The following is a 20478-nucleotide window of genomic DNA, read 5'->3' on the forward strand; positions in this document are numbered from 1 at the left end:
CGGCATCAGGCGCCGCGTATTTTCGCGCAAGCGCGCTTCTTGCTTGACCACCCCGGCTTGTCCGGCGAATGCGCCGTCCCCGCGGACCCACGGTCCGCTCCTTACGGATACGCGCGACACCGTTCAGTGTCCCGCACGTGCCTCATCCCTGCTGACAGAAAACCGTCACCAGAAAACGAAAAATGGAGCAAGCATGACTCAGCCAGCCCTATCGCAGGATGTCTCGCCCGATTTCGCCGCCGAGGTTCGCGCCGGGCTCACCCATGCGCCGCAGAAGGAGTTGCCGTCCAAATACCTGTATGACGAGGTCGGCTCAGCGCTGTTCGAAGTGATCACCGTGCTGCCCGAATACGGCGTCACGCGTGCGGAAGAACGGCTTCTCGCCAGGCACGCGGCGGACATCGTGGCACAACTTCCGCACGACGTAACCGTTGCCGAACTCGGCAGCGGCAGCGGCCGCAAGACGCGCAGAATTCTGGAAGCGCTGTGTAAAAAGCGTCCCACGTCGTATTGTCCGATTGAAATTTCGCGTACCGCGTTGCAATTATGTCGGCGCGAACTGGGCGATATCGAACGCATTTCGATTGTCGGCTACGAGCGCGACTATCTTGCCGGTCTCGCGGAAGTCAGCAAGAAACGCGCTTCCGGCGAGCGGCTGCTGGTGCTGTTTCTCGGCAGCACGATCGGCAATTTCGGCCGCCTCGCAGCAACGCGCTTTCTGCGTTCGATCCGCAGCATGCTCGCGCCCGGCGATGCGCTGCTGCTCGGCACCGATCTCGAGAAGCCGGTCCCGGTGCTGGTGGCCGCTTACGACGATCCGGTCGGCGTCACCGCGTCGTTCAACCTGAATCTGCTCGCGCGCATCAATCGCGAACTGGGGGGCGACTTTCCGCTCGACGCCTTCGAGCACGTGGCGCGTTTCAATCCCGACGCCCGCAGTATCGAAATGCATCTGCGTGCACGGCGCCCTGTCACGGCACATGTGCGCGCCGCGCAACTGACGGTGACGCTCGAAGCGGGCGAGACCATCTGGACCGAGAGCAGCCACAAGTACCGGACCGAAGAGGTTCACGCGATCGCCGGCGACGCGGGCTTCGCGTGCAGCCATCAGTGGATCGAGCGGGAGTGGGGATTCGCCGAGAGTCTGCTGGTCGCGCAGTAAGGCGAGGCGTGTGCGCGATGGCGATGGCGCCGGCCTGCGCCCGTCAGCCGCGCCACGTCATCTACGCCATGTCGCTCAGTGCTGCTCGAAGCGCTCGTAGCGCTTCTCGGTAGCCCGCTCTTCGCCGGCCACTTCGCTCACGCGGGCGGCCGGCGGCCCGTGGCGCAACCATGAGAGCATCCGGTCCACCTGATTGGCCGGTCCCTGCAAGACGGCTTCGACCGAGCCATCGTCGAGATTGGCCACCCATCCTTTGATACCGAGCGCGTGCGCCTGGCGTACCGTCGCATGACGGAAACCGACGCCCTGCACGACGCCGCGCACCCGCACGTAATACGTTTCGATCCGCGAATCCAGATCCGGGCCTGTCATGCCGTCTTCTCCTCACAATCTTTCAAGCGGGCATTCTAGTCGCGTCGCGGCGAGATTGCTTGCACGGCATTGAACATAGGAATGGCCCGCCACGCGACACGCGGCCCACGCGCCACGTACAATCCGACGACCGCCATGCAGGGAATTGAAAAAGAATGATGGATCAGAACCGCGATCTCGTACTCGTCACCGGCGCCTCCGGCTTTGTCGGCTCGGCGGTGGCGCGCATCGCGCAAGAGAAGGGTTTCAAGGTGCGCGTGCTGGTGCGCGCCACCAGTCCGCGCCGCAATGTCGAGGCGCTCGACGCGGAAATCGTCGTGGGCGACATGCGCGACGAAGCGTCGATGCGCGCCGCGCTGCGCGGCGTGCGCTATCTGCTGCACGTCGCGGCCGACTATCGGCTGTGGGCGCCGGACCCGGGCGAAATCGAACGCTCGAATCTGGAGGGTACCGAAGCCACCATGCGCGCGGCGCTCAAGGAGGGGGTCGAACGCATCGTCTATACGAGCAGCGTGGCGACGCTGAAGGTGACGAGCTCCGGCCAGTCGGCCGACGAGACTTCGCCGCTCAAGGCCGATCAGGCAATCGGCGTGTACAAGCGCAGCAAAGTGCTGGCCGAGCGCGCGGTCGAGCGGATGATTGCGCAGGACGGCCTGCCCGCGGTGATCGTCAATCCGTCGACCCCGATCGGTCCGCGCGACGTCAAGCCGACGCCGACGGGCCGCATTATCGTCGAGGCGGCGCTCGGCAAGATTCCGGCCTTCGTGGATACCGGGCTGAACCTCGTGCATGTGGATGACGTCGCAGCCGGGCACTTCCTCGCGCTCGAACGCGGCAAGATCGGCGAGCGCTATATTCTCGGCGGCGAGAACCTGCCGCTGCAAACGATGCTCGCCGATATCGCCGCGCTCACCGGCCGCAAGGCGCCGACCATCAGCTTGCCGCGCTGGCCGCTCTACCCGCTCGCGATGGGCGCCGAGGCGCTCGCCAAGATCACGAAGCGAGAACCGTTTGTGACTGTCGACGGTCTGAAGATGTCGAAGAACAAGATGTACTTCACATCCGCGAAGGCGGAACGCGAGCTCGGCTATCGTGCACGGCCCTACCGCGAGGGTTTGGCCGACGCGCTCGAGTGGTTCAGGCAAGCGGGATATCTGAAGGCGTAACGGCGGGCCGTCCATGCGTGACATGAGGCTCGCATCGGGCCTCTGGATAGGCCTGCACGCACTTTGTTACAACGTCGCCCGACCCGCGGCGGGTCACAGCCCGCGCGCAACAGGTAAAATCGCGGGTCTTACCAGAGAATCCTCGCATGAACCTTCACGAACAGCTCGGCGCGCTTGAAGTGGGCGTCGATCAGCTTATCCAGGCTGTCGTGGCCCCGCAGGCCCAAAACATCCCCGAGACACTCGCAGCAGATGCAACGCCCGAGGCGGCTGTGCAGGCCGCATCCGCGCCGGTGACGGCAGCGGTCGAAGCGAGCGCAGACGTGGCCGCACGAACCGTGGCGGAAGCGGAAACGGAAACGGAAACAAGCGCGGCCGTAGCCGAAGAAAAACCCACGCTATCGATCGGCCGCCCGGCCCAGAACGAAATCACGATGACGATCGGCGGCAAGACCGTGTCGCTGCATCCCGAGCAGGTGGGTCAGTTGATTGAGGAGTTGTCGAACGCGCGCGCCTCGATGACGCCGGAGCCGCCCATGGGCGTGCCGCCCGGCTGGCGCTTCGTGTCGACCCGCAACCCGGTGATGGCGGCGCAGAAACAATCGAACGGCGACCGCCTGCTGATCGTGCGCCATACCGGCCACGGCTGGGTGCCGTTCACGTTCTCGCCGGATAACGTGATTCAGATGTACGCGCTGCTGACGCAGCGGTAATTTCAGGCGCCTTAATGCGGCGGTGTTGCCACCGCCGGAGCTGGCGCTATCCTGCCCCTCGCGGCCTTAGCGATCCTGCTGCACCGGCGCCTGCACGCGCGCCTTCCATTGACCGCCCTTGCCGCGCCAGTACCGCACCGCCGACGCGAACGTCGCGCCCACATAGAACAGCGCCACCAGCGGCAGGAACGGCGCCCATAGCGGCGAGCGGCCGTAGTAGCGCAGCATCGGCGCATAGGCGCAGCACATTGCCGCCCAGGCGAGCCACGCGGGCCAGCACAACGGCCCGAGCGCGAGCGCTGCGACCGGCGGGATCAGATAGATGATGGTCATGCCCGCCAGCGTCCCGGCCAGCAGCCACGCCGAGTAGTGCAACTGCGTGAACGCAGTGCGCGCGATCATGTTCCAGATCTCACGCCAGTTGTCGTAAGGACGCAACGAGACACTGCGCGCCGCCACGTCCAGCCGGATCGGATGATGGCCCTGGCCGCGATGCTTGATGCGCGCGGCGAGACTGCAATCGTCGATCAGCTCGGCGCGGATCGACTCGATGCCACCCGCTTCTTCAAGCGCCGTGCGCCGCACCAGCATGCAGCCGCCGGCCGCCGCCGCCGTCTTGTTGCGCGGATTGTTGACCCACGAGAACGGGTACAGCTTGGCGAAGAAGAACACGAAAGCCGGAATCAGCGCCTTTTCCCAGAACGAGTCGCAGCGCAGCCGCACCATCAGGGAGACGAGGTCGCGCTGCTCCGCGTCGGCACGCGCGACGAGCTGCGTCACGGCATCGGCGGGGTGGCCGATATCGGCGTCGGTAAGCAACAGAAAGTCGGCCGGCAGGCCGAGCGTGCGCACTGCCTCGATACCTTGCGACTGCGCCCAGACCTTGCCGGACCAGCCCGGCGGCAGCGGCTTCGCTGTGAGCACCGTCAAGCGGTCGGGGCACTGCAGTTGCAGCGCGGCGGCGCGGGCCGCGTCGGCCGTGCCGTCAGTGCTGTGGTCGTCGACCACGATCACATGGAACGGACCCGGGTATTCCTGGGCGAGCAGCGTGCTGACCGCCTGCGCGATCACATCGGCTTCGTTACGCGCCGGCACCACGGCGGCCACCGCCGGCCAGGCGTCCCGCGCCGCGCTGGCGAGCGGCGCGGCGGGACGCGCGCGCCAGAATCCGCCGCGGAAAAACAGCAGCACACACCAGATCAGTAACGAAAGACACGACAGAACAAACAGAACCACCTGCATTACGCGTTGCCCTCAATCGAAGTAGCGCGCATGCTGACGCGCCGGGACAGCCACATCGCGAGCGCGCGCGCCGTGACAACAAATCATCCTTTCGGTAATGCGACTGTAAGCATTCACCGCGAGGCCTCATAGTTTAAGGGTTCCGCCCCGGGACTGCAGTGCGCAATTATTGCTGGACGGGGCTTATAGGCCACTTCGTAAGGACCGCACCAGAGCAAAGCACGCCCGATAGCGTTAGAATGCGCGTTTGGTTTTCGTCTACCGGTTTTACGCCGGGTTTTAGACATCAATTAATATCATGGTCGCGGCGATTAAGTCGTTTTTACCGACTTCCTCGAAACCTGCGTCAGTCGGAGTTCGGCAGCCTATGCGAGTCATCCTTGCTCAACCCCGCGGCTTTTGTGCGGGGGTGGTCCGGGCGATCGAAATTGTCGATCGCGCGTTGCAGCAACACGGCGCACCTGTGTATGTGCGTCACGAAATCGTCCACAATCGGCACGTGGTCGACAACTTGCGTCAAAAAGGGGCGCGCTTTGTCGAAGAACTCGATGAGGTGCCGGAAGGCGCCGTGGCGATTTTCAGCGCGCACGGCGTGGCCCAGAGCGTTGAACGCGCTGCGGAAGAGCGCGGCCTGGACGTGCTCGACGCGACCTGTCCGCTCGTCACCAAGGTGCACGTGCAGGGGCGCCAGTACGTAGGCGCCGGCCGCACGCTGATCCTGATCGGCCACGCGGGGCATCCTGAAGTCGAAGGCACGATTGGCCAGATCCCCGGCAAGGTGCTGCTGGTGCAAAGCGAGGCGGAAGTCGCGCATCTGGACCTGCCGATCGACGCGCCGCTCGCCTACGTGACGCAGACGACGCTGTCGGTGGACGATACGCGCGGCATCATCGACGCATTGCAGCGCCGCTTCACCAACATCGTCGGCCCGGATACGCGGGACATCTGCTATGCCACGCAAAACCGCCAGGCCGCGGTGCGCGAACTGAGCACGCAGGTTCAGGTGTTACTGGTGGTGGGCGCAACGAACAGTTCGAACTCGAACCGGCTGCGCGAGATTGGCAGCGAAACCGGCGTAGCGAGCTATCTGGTCGCGGACGGTTCGGAAGTGAAGGCGGAGTGGTTTGCGAATGTGCAGACCGTCGGCATCACCGCAGGTGCTTCGGCGCCAGAAGAAATGGTTGAAAACGTAATCGATGCGCTGCGCGCATTGGGGCCTGTCGAAGTATCGACGATGGCGGGCCGTGAAGAAAAAGTTGAGTTCAAGTTGCCGTCAAAGCTGACGCAACCTCTCGCCGCACGCGAAGTTTAAGGAGGACACCTTGTCTATTCCGTTGCTCCAGAAAGTCCGGGTTGGCGCATACATCATGCGTCAGCACCTGTCGCGCAACAAGCGCTATCCGCTGGCACTGATGCTCGAGCCGTTGTTCCGCTGCAATCTCGCCTGCAATGGTTGCGGCAAGATTGACTATCCGGATCCCATCCTGAACCAGCGCCTGTCGCTTGAAGAGTGTCTGGGCGCCGTGGACGAATGCGGCGCACCGGTCGTTTCGATTGCAGGCGGCGAGCCGCTGCTGCACAAGGAAATGCCGCAGATCGTGAAGGGCATCATCGCGCGCAAGAAGTTTGTGTACCTGTGCACGAACGCGCTGCTGATGGAAAAGAAGATGGACGACTACCAGCCGAACCCGTACTTCGTCTGGTCGGTGCATCTGGATGGCGACGAGCAGGCGCACGATCATTCGGTGTCACAGGAAGGCGTGTACGTCAAGGCAGTTGCCGCGATCAAGGAAGCGAAGCGCCGCGGTTTCCGCGTCAACATCAATTGCACGCTGTTTAACGACGCCGTGCCGGAGCGCGTCGCGAAGTTCTTCGATACGGTCAAGGAAATGGGCGTGGACGGCATCACCGTCTCGCCGGGATATGCATATGAGCGCGCGCCGGATCAGCAGCACTTCCTGAACCGCGACAAGACGAAACATCTGTTCCGCGAGATTTTCAAGCGCGGCAACAATGGCAAGAACTGGTCGTTTAGCCAGTCGGCGATGTTCCTCGACTTCCTGGCGGGGAATCAGACGTACCAATGCACGCCGTGGGGTAATCCGGCGCGTACGGTGTTTGGCTGGCAGAAGCCGTGCTATCTGGTCGGCGAAGGGTATGTGAAGACCTTCAAGGAACTGATGGAGACCACGGAGTGGGAGAAGTACGGCACGGGTAACTATGAAAAGTGTGCTGACTGCATGGTGCACTGTGGGTTTGAAGCTACCGCTGTCATGGATACGGTTACTCATCCGTTGAAGGCTTTTAAGGTTTCGCTGCGCGGGCCTAAGACTACTGGTGAGTTCGTTAAGGATATTCCTCTGGATAAGCAACGGCCCGCTGAGTATGTTTTCTCGCGGCATGTTGAGATCAAGCTGGAGGAGATTGGGCGGGCTGGCAAGGGGAAGAAGGTTCAGGCTGCTGCGGCTCATTAAAAGCTGCCCGCTTGGGGGCCCTTCTTGGGGCTTCCTCTTTTTGCTGGTGCTATTGTTGTTTTGCTTGAAGCGCATCGGGTTTTTTTTGACGGTGCGCTTTTTGCTTTTTTTGGTTCTCGTTCGGGGGAGTTGCCTGCGGCGGCTTGATATTGGTTGTTGTTCCTGGGGTGTTGGCCTTTCCTTGCTTTGTTATCGGTCTATTAGCGTTGCCCCTGTGCGGGGCGGCACCTACTTTTCTTTGCCGCCGCAAAGAAAAGTAGGCAAAAGAAAGCGGGCTGCAACCGCTAGCCCGTAGTGAGCCATCCCGGTCTGCTACGGGAAACGGCCCAAGACAAGACCCGCCCTCGCACCACCCCCGTTAGTGGCACAGCACTCATCCACCCCACTCCGCACTTCGTGCGTCGCGGATGGGTTTGCATGGGAAAGCAGGGCGCCGGAATACTTAGAATGCCTAATTTTCTTGAAGAGGCCGTTATGCCCAACGGCGGGGCGCGCAGCGCGACGCTGGAGCGGATGAATGCTTTGTCACTGAGGGGAGTGGTGCGAGGGCGGGTCTTGTCTTGGGCCGTTCCCGGTGGCGGACCTAGATGGCTCACTACGGGCTGGCGGTTGCAGCCCGCTTTCTTTTGCCTACTTTTCTTTGCGGCGGCAAAGAAAAGTAGGTGCCGCCCCGCACAGGGGCAACGCTAATAAACCAATAACACAACAAGGAAAGGCCAACACCACAAGAACACCAACCAAACATCAAGCCGCCGCAGGCAAAACTACCCAGCACTCCGAGCATTATGCTCAGTCAAAAATTTGATGAGCCCATCAACCCCCCCCTTGGAAAGCTGATCAGCAAACTGCGTCTGATAAACCTGAATCAACCACGCCCCCATCATATCGATGTCATAGACCTTCCAGCCGGAATCCGTCTTCTCCATCCGATACCCAACGGCATCATCCCCGCCGTTGCTCAACACGTGCGACTGCACCACAGCATCCTTACCACCCGCCGCCACGCTCGCCTGGGCGAACTTAAACGTCACATCCTGGTCTCGTAACTGCGCGAGTGAAGCTGCATACGTCCGCACCAGCAAAGTCTGAAACTGCTCGTACAGCTGCTTCTGCTGCTCCGGCGTCGCTGTAGTCCATGCCTTGCCCACAGCAATCCGCGTCGTACGCTGAAAATCCGTTGCAGGCACAAAATGTGTTACCACCACCTGGGTGATTTTGCCCATGTCGCCGCTGCGTGCCTGGGGATCGGCCTTCATCGCGCTGACCGTGCCTTCAACAGCGCTCTTGACCACCGCATCAGGCGCAGTTTGCGCAAAAGCCGCAGTGGAAACCACCGCAGTTGCAAGAAAAGCAGACAAATAACGTTTCATAAGCTCATCAGGACCGTAAATATGACAGCTGGATGACCCGCCGGGCCATGCTGCAAGTGAGTATACCGATTTTGGCGTCCCGTCCGTGCCCCAGAACCTGAGCCATTCAGCCCCACGTCGGTATACTTATGCCCTTATGCCAAAAACGCCATCCGTGACAGGGCCCCATTCGCCTACATGCTGAAGTCATTTATCGTCCGTCTCGTCGCCTGGTCGGTACGCCGCCCTTTGCGCGTCATCTTCCTCTCGCTCGTCCTCGCGATCCTGAGCGGCTTCTACGTCGCCGGTCACTTCAAGATCAATACGGATATCAGCCGTCTCGTCGAAAACGACCAGGCCTGGACGTCGCTCGATGACGCCATCGACAACGCCTTCCCGCAACGCGGCCAAACCGTCCTCGTCGTGGTGGAAGCGCAGGCCCCCGAATTCGCCGACGCGGCCGCCAACGCGCTCACCGCCGCGCTCAAGAAGCAGCCCAAGGAGTTCGTCGCGGTGACCCAACCGGCCGGCGGTCCGTTCTTCGAACACAACGGCCTGCTGTTCCCGTCGCTCGACGAGGTGCAGTCCACCACCGGCCAGCTCGTTCAGTCCCGCCCGCTCGTCAACGCGCTCGCCAAAGACCCCAGCCTCACCGGTCTCGCGGGCGTCCTCAACACCAGCCTTCTGCTGCCCCTCCAGCTCGGCCAGGTCAAGCTCAGCGACATGAGCCGTCTGCTCTCGCAAAGCGCCACCGTGCTCGACCGGGTGCTCGCTGGTCAGCCTGCCGCGTTCTCATGGCGTGCACTGGTCGACAAGGACGTCTCCACCAACCCCGCCCGCGCCTTCATCACGGTGCAGCCGGTCGTCGATTACGGTGCGCTCGAACCCGGGGCGCGCGCCTCGGCGGCTATCCGCGCCACCGCCGCGTCGCTCGATCTCGGCGCCCACTATGGCGCATCGATCCGCCTGACCGGCGAACAGCCGCTCGCCGACGAAGAATTCGCTTCGGTGCAGGATGGCGCCGCACTGAACGGCATCATTACCTTCATCGTGGTTCTGGTGATCCTGTGGCTCGCGTTGCGCTCGGGCCGCATCATCGTCGCCGTGTTCATCACCTTGTTTGTCGGCCTCGCCATCACCGCCGCCCTCGGCCTGATGATGGTCGGCGCGCTCAACATGATCTCGGTTGCGTTCATGGTGCTGTTCGTCGGGCTCGGGATCGACTTCGGCGTCCAGTTCGGCGTCAAGTACCGCGAGGAGCGTTATCGCGACGACCGTCTGGGCGCCGCGCTCGTCAACACCGCGCACACCATCGGCGTGCCGTTGACGCTCGCCGCAGTCGCTGTCGCCGAGGCGTTCTTCTCGTTCCTGCCCACCGCCTACCGGGGTGTCGCGGAGTTGGGGCAGATCGCCGGTGTCGGCATGTTCGTCGCGTATCTGACCAACATGACGCTGTTCCCGGCACTCCTGAAGATCTTCAATCCGCCCGGCGAAGCCGGCTCGCCAGGGTTTACGCAGTTGGCTCCCGTCGACGATTTCCTCGACCGCAACCGCAAGCCGGTCCTGATCGGCACGCTGGTGGTCGTGGTGGGGGCGCTGCCGCTGCTGACCCATCTGCGCTTCGACTTCAATCCGCTGCACCTGAAAGACCCGCATACGGAATCGATGGCAACCCTGCTGTCGCTCAAGGATTCGCCCGAAGCCGCGGTCAACAACGTGCACGTGCTGGCGCCTTCGCTCGCCGCCGCAGATCAGATCGCCGCGCGTTTGAAGAAGCTGCCGGAAGTGGGCCGCGTCACGACGCTGAGCACCTTCATTCCGGACGACCAGACGCAAAAGCTGCTGCTCATCAACAGCGCCGCGCAGCAGCTATTGCCCGCGCTGACGCAGACGCCCGCGGCGCCTTCGAGCGACGCGTTGCGCGTCGCCGCATTGAAGCGGGTGGCGAACCAGTTGGCGCTCGCCGCAGAGGATCATCCGGGTCCTGGCGCGGCCGAAGCGCAGCACCTGTCGGCGACGCTGCAAAAGCTCGCCGCCGCCAATGCCGCCACGCGCGACCGCGCGGAAACGGCCATGTCCGACACCTTGAAGATCGCACTGCAGCAACTCACCGAGTTGCTGCAGCCCAGCGAAATCACCCGCGCCACCTTGCCGCCCGAAATCTCGCGCGACTGGGTCGCGGCCGACGGCCGTGCGCTGGTCGATATCGCGCCCAAGGTCCTGCCAGGCGCCGACCCCGGCGACGATACGATGCTGCGCCGCTTCGCACGCGCGGTGAAGGCCACGGAACCGGGTGCGATCGGCGGCACGATTTCGATCCTGCATTCGGCAGACGTCATCATCAAGGCGTTCCTGCAAGCGGCCGGCTGGGCACTGCTGACCATCACCATCCTCTTGTGGCTGGCGCTGCGGCGCATCGGCGACGTGATGCGCACGCTGATTCCGCTGCTGGTATCAGCGTTGGTGACACTGGAACTGTGTGTTGTGTTCGGCATGCCACTTAATTTCGCCAATATCATCGCGTTGCCGCTTATGCTGGGTGTAGGCGTGGCATTCAAGATTTACTTTGTCATGGCGTGGCGCAACGGGCAGACGGGCCTGTTGCAGTCGAGTCTCACCCATGCCGTGATGTTCAGCGCGGCCACCACCGCGACTGCGTTCGGGAGCCTCTGGTTGTCGCATCATCCGGGCACGTCGAGCATGGGGCGGCTGCTCGCGCTCTCGCTCTTCTGCACGCTAATCGGCGCTGTGGTATTTCAACCCGTCCTGATGGGTAAGCCGCGCGCGCGTCGCGCATCGAAAGAAAAGCAAGGAATCACGAAATGAAGATGCGAACCACAGCCCTGGCTCTGCTCCTCGCGGGTGCGATGTCGGGGTGTGCAACGGGTCCCGACCGCAAGCCGGGCGACCCGCTGGAACCGATGAACCGTCAGATCTTCAAGTTCAACGACGCACTCGACCGCACCATCGCCCAGCCAGTGGCCAAGGGGTATCAGAAGGTCACGCCGCAGCCGCTGCGCCAGGCCATCAGCAACTTCTTCTCGAACCTGGGCGATCTGGGTAACGCTGCAAACAACCTGCTGCAGTTGAAGATCACGGATGCGACCGAAGACGTCATGCGCTTCGCCATGAACTCGACGTTCGGGATTGGCGGTCTGCTCGACTTCGCCACGCCGGCCGGCCTGCCGAAACACCACGAAGACTTCGGCTTGACGCTCGGCCGCTGGGGCGTGCCTGCGGGCCCGTACCTCGTGCTGCCGCTGTTCGGACCGAGCTCGGTGCGCGACAGCACGGGCTATGTGGTGGACTTCCGTTTCAACCTGATCCACTACATGGAGCCGGCGGTCCGCAATCCGATGTATATCGCGCAGTTCATTAGCGCGCGTGCGGATCTGCTTGGCGCGTCCAGCCTGCTGGAGGCGGCTGCGCTCGACAAGTACTCGTTCGTGCGCGACGCCTACACGCAGCAACGCCAGTCGCTGCTGCGCGGCTCCGGCTCGACGCCTGCGCCGCTGCCGAATTACGGCGACCCGGACGCGCAGGGCGGGGCAGGTGCGGCGCCGGCATCGGGAGCGTCGGGGGCCGCGCCTTCCGGTTTGCCGGACTATAGCGATCCAGGTGATGCGTCGATGCCGGCGGCACCGGCTAACGGCGCGTCGGGTACAGAGCCGGCAGGCTTGCCGAATTACACCGATCCGGGCGATTCGTCGGCGCCGGCAGCACCGGGTAACAGCACCTCAGGCACCTCAGGCGCCTCAGACGCCGCGCCGGGCACAGCGGCGAGCCCCGCGGTCAGCGCAAGCTCGGCGAAGGCTGCCAGCGCCCCGGCAGCAGCATCGGCGGCAGCCGCCTCCGGCACGCCGGCGGCGGTCCCGCCCAAGCAGTAAGCAGTCACTGCCTGCGTGGCGCGCCGCAAACCGAAGTCAGTGCATCGTATCGGCTTCGAGGCGCGCCGCCACCGTTTCTTCAGCGCTCGCCACCGGCGAGTTCGCCGGGTCCGAGCCCGCGCGGTAGCGCTGGAACGCTTCGTCGGCGTAGCGGATCTGCGTGCGGCCGTGGGGCGCCGGCTCACCGCTTGCGTCGAGATTCACGAACACCATCTTTTCAACCGTGAGAATGCTCTTGCGGGTGATCTTGTTGCGCACTTCGCAGCGCAATGTGATCGAGGTGCGGCCGAAGTGCGTCGCCGTCATCCCCAGTTCGATAATGTCCCCCTGGCGCGCCGAGCTGACGAAGTTGATCTCCGACATGAACTTGGTCACCACGCGCTGGTTGTCCAACTGGCAAATCGCGTAGATCGCCGCTTCTTCGTCGATCCAGCGCAGCAGGCTGCCGCCGAACAGGGTGCCGTTCGGGTTGAGGTCTTCGGGCTTGACCCATTTTCTGGTGTGGAAATTCATCTGGTATCCCGTGCGTGAGGTGTTGCAGGCCGGTGCCGTAATCGGAACCTAGGGTTAATACCTAGATTATACCAAATATAAGGGTTTTCCCTAGGATACAAAAAAAGCCCGGAGCGGGCTTTTGGGGTCATTTCAGGCGGCCATGACAGGCCACCTCGGTTGGCGTACCTGTCTTGCGTACAACGCAAGGCTTAGCGCGTCCAGCTAGCGCGCCCGGTTCAGCCGGCCCGCTGTAGCGCACCGGCCGCGGCCAGTGCGTGGCGCGCCTGAACCAGCGCCGTGCGGGCGGCGCGTGCATCTGAGGCGACCTGCAGCAGTGGCCCGAGTTGCGAGGGTTGTTTGAGCAGTTCGCGCAGGATCGGCGCAATCGCAGTGCTGCCGTCGTCGCGCAGGCCGGCCGTGGCGGCCGGCGGCAGCGTGCGCCACGCCGGGTCGACAATCGCCCGGCAGACGGCGAACGGCACGCCCTGAGCGGCGGCGATGGCGCCGGCAATGTGCGATTCCATGTCGACCGCGAGCGCACCGCTCGACCGGTGCAGCATGGCTTTGTCGTCAGCACCGGTGAGCGGCGCCGTGACGCCCGCCACCAGGCCACGCCGCAAGCGTGCGCCAAGCGGGGTGGCGGCCAGGGTTGCGGCGAGGCGCTCGGACCAGAGCACGTCGGTGGCAAAGCGGCCGAGCGGACCTTCGACGGCATTGGCGACAACCACCGCACCCGGCTCGAGATCGGGCGCAAGGCCGCCAGCCGTGCCGAAGCTGATGATGCCCGAGCAACCGCGTGCGAGCGCCGCGCTCAGCGCCCGTTCGAGGAGATCGGCGCGCGCCGCAAACACGACTTCGATACCTTCGCCGCGCACGATACGCGCCTCGAAGGCCATCCCGGTGACTGCGATCACGGGCAGGGCGCCGGACTGGGACGACGAGGACGGCCTCACGGTGGCAGGGCGGGTAGGCGTAGACAGCATCACATCCCAACCACGACGCGCGTCACGCCATCACGCTTCAATTGACGGTAGCGCGCCAGCGCCCAGAGCGGGAAAAACTTGCGATAGCCGTGGTAGCGCAGATAGAACACGCGCGGAAAGCCCGTGGCCGTGAAGCGGGTTTCGTCCCACAGGCCATGTTCGCGTTGCTCGCGCAGCAGGTACCCGACGCCGCGCGCCACCGCCGGATGCTCGACGTCACCCGTCGCCATCAGCCCCAACAGCGCCCAGGCCGTCTGCGATGCCGTGCTCGTCGCGCGTTCGTAGCCGCGGTAGTCGAGCTTGTAGCTTGTGCCGTCCTCGCCCCAGCCGCCGTCTTCGTTCTGGATCGACACGAGCCACTGCGACGCGCGTTTCACGCGCGGATCGTCGTGAGCGATACCGCCCGCATTCAGCGCGCAGAGCGCCGTCCACGTGCCGTAGATGTAGTTCATGCCCCAGCGGCCATACCAGCTACCGTCGGACTCCTGTTCGTTGAGGATGTAGTCGTACGCGCGGCGCGCCGGCTCGCTGTTGGCCGGCAACTCGCCCAGTTGCGCGAGCATCGACAGGCAACGGCCCGACACGTCCGCAGTGGGCGGATCGAGCAATGCGCCGTGATCGGAGAACGGGATGTTGTTCAGGTAGTACTGGGTGTTTTCCGGCTCGAAAGCGCCCCAGCCGCCATCGCTGCTCTGCATGCCGACCACCCACTCGCGGGCGCGGGCAATCGCTTCGCGGTCGACGTTCGATTGCGTGAGCGCGGCCGAGCGGTGCATGGCCATCACCACCACCGCCGTGTCGTCGACGTCCGGATAGTACGGGTTCGCGTACTGGAACGCCCAGCCGCCGGGACGCACGTTCGGGCGGCGCGAAATCCAGTCGCCGCGCACGTCCAGAATCTGCAGCGGACGCAGCCATTGCAGGCCGCGCTCGGCCGCCTGTTCGGCGCGCGGGTCGCCCGTTTCGAGCAGCGCGTGCGCCGCGAGCGAGGTATCCCACACCGGCGACAGGCACGGCTGGCAATATGCTTCGTCGTCCTTGATGACCAGCAGCTTGTCGATCGACTGGCGGGCAATAGCGCGATTCGGATGATCGGCCGGGTAGCCGAGCACGTCATACATCATGACGGAGTTGGCCATGGCCGGGAAAATCGCGCCAAGGCCGTCTTCGCCGTTCAGACGTTCGTCGACGAAGGCGACGGCTGCCTGAACCGCGCGCTCGCGTGTGTACTTCGGAAACAGGCCGTCGACCAGGCGCAGCACGTTATCCACGCCACGGAAGAAGGTGAACCAGCCCTGGCTCTGATGCCCCGCCCGCGGCAGCAGGCCGGTCGTGACGGGCGCGCCGTGGAACAGTTCGTCGATGCGCACGCCGCGCGGGTTGCGCGCCACCGGCCGCTTCGCGTTGAGCACCAGCAGCGGCACGATCACCGTGCGGGCCCAATACGACACCTTCGACAGATGGAACGGGAACCACTGCGGCAGCAGCATGATTTCGACGGGCATCATCGGCACGGCGTACCACGACACCACGCCGAACAGCGCCAGCAGAATCCGCGTAAACACATTCGACGCTTCAGCGCCGCCATGCGCGAGAATCGCCTCGCGGGCGCGGCGCATATGCTCGGCGTCCTCTGGATCGCCGATCATCTTCAGCGCGAAGTACGCCTTCACACTGGCGCTGACGTCGAGCGCGCCGTCGGTGAAAAGCGGCCAGCCGCCGTCAGGCAACTGGATGCGGCGCAGATAGCGCGCAATCTTCTGCTCCAGTTCCACATTCGGCTCTTCGCCCAGGTAGTGGACCAGCAGCACATATTCGGCGGGAATCGTCGCGTCGGCTTCGAGTTCGTAGACCCAGTGGCCATCCGGGCGTTGCGCCGCGAGGATCGCGTCGGTCGCGCGGGTGACTGCAGCTTCCAGCGCGGCGGAGTCGTGTGAGTCGTCGCTCGTGGTCGGGACTTGGGAAAGATCGTTCATCTGCGTTCCATCGGTTCGTTCAGCAGCGTATCCGCGGCCTTCTGGCCGGAGCGGATCGCCCCTTCGATCGTCGCGGGCAGGCCGGTGGCCGTCCAGTCTCCCGCGAGCATCAGGTTATTCCAGCGTGTGCGCGTGGCCGGCCGGCGCATTTCTTCACCGGGCAGCGCCGCAAAGGTCGCGCGGGGTTCGCTCACGACCTGCCAGGCCGGCATCGGCTCGGGCGGCAGGCTGGCGGCCTGGGCGACTTCGGCCCAGACCGTTTTCGCGAGTGTCTCGTGCGCGGTATCCAGCAAACGGTCAGCGCCGCTGATCGTCACCGAAAGCCGCCCTTCATGGGCAAACAGCCACTCGGCCGTGCCGTTCAGCAGGCCCATCAGCCGCGGCACGCCGAACGGCGGTTCGACCGCGAAGTGGAGGTTAAGGGCCGCGCTAGCGTGCCGCGGCGCCTGCAAGCCGGGGACGAGCGCTTGCGCCACCGCCGGCGGCACCGCCAGCACGACAGACTCACCGGCTTCGAGGGCGATGCGCTCCTCCCCAAACTGCAACGCGCCGATACGCCCGGCCGCATCGAACTCCATGGCCTGCAACTGCGCATCGAGCCGGATTGCCGCGCCGCCATGCTGCAACAGCCGCAAGGCCGGCTCGACAAAAGCGCTGCTCAGGCCGTTGCGCGCCAGCAGCGGCCGCGACGCGGGACCGCCCGCAACGAGCGTCTCGCGCGCCACGGCAGCGGCCAGTTCCGCGCTCGCGCTGCGCGGCTCGTGGTTCAGCATGATCCGGAACAGCGGTTGCAGCAGACGGTCCCACAGCACGCCGTCGCAGCGCATGGTCTGCGCCATGCTCCGGCCGGGCTTGGCAAACAGCAGCGGCGCGAGCGTCAGGTAATCGCTCGGATGGGTGTTCGGCACACGCGCGGCCGGATCGAACACCCACCACGGCAAGCGCCCAGCCCACAGCCGCACGGTCCAGCGGGCGCGGCTGGCAAGATCCACGAACGGGTATTCGGGCAGCGCCGGGCCGGTCAGCTCGTCGGCCGCACCAATCGCGCGCAGGTAATTCAGCGTCGCCTCATGACCGGACAGCACCAGGTGATTGCCGCTGTCGATCGTCATGCCGAGCGTGCGGTCGTAATACGAGCGGCACCGTCCACCAGCCTGCGAGGCCGCCTCGTGCAACACAACCTGCGCGCCGCGCCGCTGCAATTGCACGGCAGCGGCGAGGCCGGCAAGGCCCGCGCCGATCACGTGGACGAGCTTCGGCATCAGAAGAGCGCGTACCGGGCGACGATCCACAGCAGACGCGCACGCGGCTTGCTGACTTTCGTGCGCGGCAGATCGAAGCCGCGCTCAACGGTGCGATCGAGAAGACAGCGATAGACCCCGGACATGATGCGCGGAGCCCGCACCTGGTTGCGCGGCACGCCGTCCATGATGGCGTCGGCCCTGGCAAAGTGCTCGCGGGCCTGCGCGACCAGCTTCGCGCAGACGCGCGGCAGCGACGGATCGTCGACGATCGCCTCGGGGCTATGGGTCGCAATGCCCTCGAGCGCAAGCAGTTCGCGCGGCAGATAGCAGCGGTTGATACCCGCGTCTTCGTCGATATCGCGCAGGATGTTGGTCAACTGCAGCGCCCGGCCCAGGTGATGCGCCAGCAAACGGCCCGGCTCCTCCTGCATCCCGAATATCCTCACCGATAAACGGCCGGCGGCGCTCGCCACCCGGTCGCAATACAGGTCGAGGGTGGCCTCATCCGGTGCGCAGATGTCGGCGGCGGCGTCCATGGCCATGCCGTCGATCATCGCGTGAAAATCTTCGCGTTGCAGATGAAACGTGTGAATGTGCCGCGTCAGCGCGCGCAGCGAAGGACGCGGCGCGCCCGCATAGCACGCGTCGATATCGGCGCGCCAGCGCTCGAGCCCGGCCGAGCGCTCGGCGCGCGGCAGGTTGCTGTCGGCGATATCGTCGACAGCGCGGCAAAAAGCGTAGACCTGATACATCGCATCGCGCTGCGCAGCCGGCAGGATGCGCATCGCAAGATAGAACGAGCTGCCCGATGTGGCGGCAGCGGCGTCGGTTTCTGTATCGTCCACGACAAGATTGGAAACAGCCAAGACGATCTCCGCTGAGGGGCCCCTCTGGAGGCGGTCAAGAAGTCAGGATTCGTGCCTGCCCGCAGGGCAAGCGACGCGCGCGGACACGCGCGAATACACCGGCAAGGGTTACCGGAAACGGCGAAAAGTATAACAATCTTTGCGAGACACCGCAGTTCAAGGGCGGAATCCGCCGTGATGGCGGGTTACACGCGCTGCGCCGCCCCTCCCGCGAGGACACACGACAGGTCAGATAAACGCGACCGAGCGGTTGCGCCCCTGGCGCTTGGCGCTGTAGAGAGCGGCATCGGCTTCGTTGATCAGCACGTCGTAGTTCGGCACGCCCACCCGGGCCGCGGCGCCGCCGACGCTCGCCGTCACCGGCACCTTGACGCCCTGCACCTCGACCGGCGTGTCGCCAATCGTATGACGGATCTTCTCGGCCACCAGCATGGCATCCTGGATCGGCGTGCACGGCAGCAGCAGCGCGAACTCCTCGCCGCCGAAGCGGCCGAACGTGTCCTGCACCCTGACGACCTGGGCGACCCGTTGCGCCATCTCGCGCAGCACGGTGTCGCCGACCCCGTGGCCAAACTGGTCGTTGATCTTCTTGAAGTGGTCCAGATCGAACAGCAGCACCGACATGTCGCCGCCGTAGCGCTGCCAGCGCGTGTATTCGTCGCGCAGCCGCGCCTCGAAATAGCGCCGGTTCGCAATGCCGGTCAGGCCGTCGCGATCGGCATACTCCTGCAGCTTGGCGACCGCCTCTTCGCGTTCACGCTGCACGATGCTCACGTGCGTCACGTCGGAGATGGTCACGCACACGGCCACCACTTCGCGCTCGCGTGTGAGCGGCATGAAGGTGCAATCCTGCTGCATGAAATCGACACCGCCGGTAATCGGCCGGTCATGGTCGAACTTGAACAGATAGGGGCGCTGCTCCCACGAACTGAAGGCAAAGCTGCCGAGCTGGAACACGCTCTCGAGCTTGCGGGTCAGCCACACGCGCGGCAACTCGGGGAAACTGGCGAAGATCGACTTGCCGACCACCTTCTCAGCGGACAGGCCGCTGTGGTCCTGCATGAACCGGTTCCACATCAACACGTTCATTTCACGATCGAGGACAAAGATGCCGAAACCAACACGCTCGACAACGAGATCGCTCAACGAAGCTGGGGGAACATTCATAGACTGGACAGCAACGCGTCAAGCGCGTGATTCATATGGCGGATCGACTCTTCAGCCATGAGCATGACGAGGTGGGCGCGGAAGCTCTGGTCTTCGAGCGCGAAATTGACTTCGACCAGCAGCGCGACTTCCCAGGCGAGCACGCCGGGCTGGAACACGTCGTCGAGCGACATCGATTCGCCGAGCAGCCCAGGCGCCGAAAACACCGGCGTGCGGCCGAGCTGTTCGAGAATGCACGAGACGCATGCGCCCGTCAGCACGTTGGCGACGTCGAAAATCAGCTCTTCTTCGCTGACCTTCTCGTAGGCGGAACGCGGATACGGGTCGTTCACCAGCGCACAAAGCTGCTCGATGCTGCCGCTGCGGCAGATCACCAGCGCCTCGCCCTTGATGTCGGAGCGAAAGCCCTGGCGCACCGCACTCACCGCCTCGTGGATGCCGGTCATCTCGCGCAAGGCCGCCGCCGCCTCGCTTATCTCCACGACCTGCACCCGCGGCACCGACAACTCGATAAACGTATCGAGCAAGCGCGCAAGGCGCGTTGCGGCCTGGCCCATCGCGAGGTTGGCAACCTCCTGCAGGGCGTCGCGCCGATCTTCGTTGAGGACTGGCTCAGACATACAACCCGTACTCCTTGAGGATGGGTAGTACCGCCTCGGGGGTGACGGGCTTGGCGATGAAGGCAACGGCGCCGAGCGTGCGCACGCGCGCCTGGGCCATCGGTTGCACGTCGGCAGACACGACGATCACGAACGTGTTCAGATCTTCGTGCTGCAACGCCTCCAGCACCTGATAGCCGGTCAGGTCCGGCATCGTCAGGTCGAGGAACATGACGGACGCTTTGCCTTCGCGATACAGCGAGAGCGCTTCGCGCCCGTTGGTGGCATAGCTGATGTCCACATCCCAATCCGGAGGCAGCGCCTTTGTGAGCACCTTGCGTGCAAGCAGCGAATCATCGGCGATCACAATGGGCAATGACATGGCGGAGGGGTCTAAAAGCGGGATTGGCTCGGTCGCGTTAACGGCGCGGATCAGGGATTCTTTAGCCGGCTGAACAGGATAGGCCCGAAGGATACTCCGGCGCGAGCGGGTATGCAGATTGCGAAAAGCAGGGAGCAGCGCACGCGCGGGCGCATGCGACGGAAACGATGCGGATGCGCATAAGCGCACGCAGGACGATAACGATGACCGGCATGTTCGGACCTACCCCGTAGGTGGTTCTGCGCGGCCGAGTGGATCGGAAGTCAATCAACAACCTGCCGCACGCGTTTCCGCGAACCCCCTCCGTCACGCTTGATGTGCGTTATCTGGCTGGCCCTCGCGGCACAAGCGTCCGAACATGGCGGACGCAATATTTATCGTGGCAAGATTCTCAAATTAAA

Annotated in this window: 18 protein-coding genes; 7 read left to right on the forward strand and 11 right to left on the reverse strand. The window is 64.2% G+C overall.

Features of this window, described 5'->3' with window-relative positions; all coding sequences use genetic code 11:
• Positions 1-193: 193 nt before the first annotated feature.
• Positions 194-1162, forward strand: coding sequence for an L-histidine N(alpha)-methyltransferase (gene egtD, locus FFS45_RS24460; protein ID WP_137957208.1), 969 nt, complete (start codon positions 194-196; stop codon positions 1160-1162).
• Between the two features lie 75 nt (positions 1163-1237).
• Here the strand turns inward: egtD and FFS45_RS24465 are convergent, their stop codons facing one another.
• Positions 1238-1534: an acylphosphatase gene (locus tag FFS45_RS24465; RefSeq protein WP_137957209.1), complete on the reverse strand. Its 297-nt coding sequence runs from the start codon at positions 1532-1534 to the stop codon at positions 1238-1240.
• 155 nt (positions 1535-1689) lie between these two features.
• Here FFS45_RS24465 and hpnA point away from each other — a divergent pair, with 155 nt between their 5' ends.
• On the forward strand, positions 1690-2700 hold the full coding sequence (hpnA, locus tag FFS45_RS24470) for a hopanoid-associated sugar epimerase (RefSeq protein ID WP_137957210.1): 1011 nt from the start codon (positions 1690-1692) through the stop codon (positions 2698-2700).
• Between the two features lie 146 nt (positions 2701-2846).
• Complete coding sequence (locus tag FFS45_RS24475) at positions 2847-3413, forward strand: hypothetical protein (RefSeq protein WP_137957211.1); 567 nt, start codon at positions 2847-2849, stop codon at positions 3411-3413.
• A 66-nt stretch (positions 3414-3479) separates the two neighbouring features.
• Here FFS45_RS24475 and FFS45_RS24480 read toward each other — a convergent pair whose 3' ends face one another.
• Positions 3480-4655 carry a glycosyltransferase gene (locus FFS45_RS24480; RefSeq protein WP_137957212.1) on the reverse strand — a complete coding sequence of 392 codons (1176 nt, stop codon included), beginning with the start codon at positions 4653-4655 and terminating at the stop codon, positions 3480-3482.
• Between the two features lie 367 nt (positions 4656-5022).
• On the opposite strand from FFS45_RS24480, the gene ispH reads away from it, so the two are divergent.
• Positions 5023-5967: a 4-hydroxy-3-methylbut-2-enyl diphosphate reductase gene (ispH, locus tag FFS45_RS24485; RefSeq protein WP_137957213.1), complete on the forward strand. Its 945-nt coding sequence runs from the start codon at positions 5023-5025 to the stop codon at positions 5965-5967.
• A gap of 10 nt (positions 5968-5977) precedes the next feature.
• A complete protein-coding gene (gene hpnH / locus FFS45_RS24490; RefSeq protein ID WP_137957214.1) occupies positions 5978-7129 on the forward strand; it encodes an adenosyl-hopene transferase HpnH in 1152 nt (383 codons plus the stop codon).
• Positions 7130-7893: 764 nt separating this feature from the next.
• Here hpnH and FFS45_RS24495 read toward each other — a convergent pair.
• The gene (locus FFS45_RS24495; RefSeq protein ID WP_137957215.1) at positions 7894-8499 is read right to left on the reverse strand and encodes an ABC transporter substrate-binding protein; all 606 of its coding nucleotides are present in this window, start codon (positions 8497-8499) and stop codon (positions 7894-7896) included.
• A gap of 177 nt (positions 8500-8676) precedes the next feature.
• Here FFS45_RS24495 and FFS45_RS24500 point away from each other — a divergent pair, with 177 nt between their 5' ends.
• The gene (locus FFS45_RS24500; protein WP_137957216.1) at positions 8677-11304 is read left to right on the forward strand and encodes an MMPL family transporter; all 2628 of its coding nucleotides are present in this window, start codon (positions 8677-8679) and stop codon (positions 11302-11304) included.
• Entirely contained in the window at positions 11301-12365 is a 1065-nt protein-coding gene (locus FFS45_RS24505; RefSeq protein ID WP_137957217.1) for a VacJ family lipoprotein, read from the forward strand. The genes FFS45_RS24500 and FFS45_RS24505 overlap by 4 nt, the downstream gene beginning before the upstream one ends.
• A 36-nt stretch (positions 12366-12401) precedes the next feature.
• Here FFS45_RS24505 and FFS45_RS24510 read toward each other — a convergent pair whose 3' ends face one another.
• The 8 genes from FFS45_RS24510 to FFS45_RS24545 all read right to left on the reverse strand — a co-directional run bounded on the left by FFS45_RS24510 (position 12402) and on the right by FFS45_RS24545 (position 20077).
• Positions 12402-12878 carry a hotdog domain-containing protein gene (locus FFS45_RS24510; RefSeq protein ID WP_137957218.1) on the reverse strand — a complete coding sequence of 159 codons (477 nt, stop codon included), beginning with the start codon at positions 12876-12878 and terminating at the stop codon, positions 12402-12404.
• Positions 12879-13096: 218 nt separating this feature from the next.
• Entirely contained in the window at positions 13097-13756 is a 660-nt protein-coding gene (locus FFS45_RS24515) for a phosphorylase (protein ID WP_249362910.1), read from the reverse strand.
• Between the two features lie 86 nt (positions 13757-13842).
• Positions 13843-15819, reverse strand: coding sequence for a squalene--hopene cyclase (gene shc / locus FFS45_RS24520; protein WP_137957220.1), 1977 nt, complete (start codon positions 15817-15819; stop codon positions 13843-13845).
• On the reverse strand, positions 15816-17081 hold the full coding sequence (gene hpnE, locus FFS45_RS24525; protein WP_137957221.1) for a hydroxysqualene dehydroxylase HpnE: 1266 nt from the start codon (positions 17079-17081) through the stop codon (positions 15816-15818). Before hpnE ends, shc begins: the two co-directional genes overlap by 4 nt.
• A complete protein-coding gene (hpnD, locus tag FFS45_RS24530; protein ID WP_137957222.1) occupies positions 17081-17929 on the reverse strand; it encodes a presqualene diphosphate synthase HpnD in 849 nt (282 codons plus the stop codon). The genes hpnE and hpnD overlap by 1 nt, the downstream gene beginning before the upstream one ends.
• Before the next feature lie 228 nt (positions 17930-18157).
• Complete coding sequence (locus FFS45_RS24535) at positions 18158-19096, reverse strand: diguanylate cyclase (RefSeq protein WP_137957223.1); 939 nt, start codon at positions 19094-19096, stop codon at positions 18158-18160.
• The gene (locus tag FFS45_RS24540) at positions 19093-19716 is read right to left on the reverse strand and encodes a chemotaxis protein CheC (RefSeq protein ID WP_137957224.1); all 624 of its coding nucleotides are present in this window, start codon (positions 19714-19716) and stop codon (positions 19093-19095) included. Before FFS45_RS24540 ends, FFS45_RS24535 begins: the two co-directional genes overlap by 4 nt.
• Positions 19709-20077 (reverse strand): response regulator, encoded by a 369-nt coding sequence (locus FFS45_RS24545; RefSeq protein WP_137957225.1) that lies wholly within the window; start codon positions 20075-20077, stop codon positions 19709-19711. The genes FFS45_RS24540 and FFS45_RS24545 overlap by 8 nt, the downstream gene beginning before the upstream one ends.
• Positions 20078-20478 lie beyond the last annotated feature (401 nt).

Source organism: Burkholderia sp. 4M9327F10 (assembly GCF_005503145.1).
Classification (GTDB): Bacteria; Pseudomonadota; Gammaproteobacteria; order Burkholderiales; family Burkholderiaceae; genus Paraburkholderia.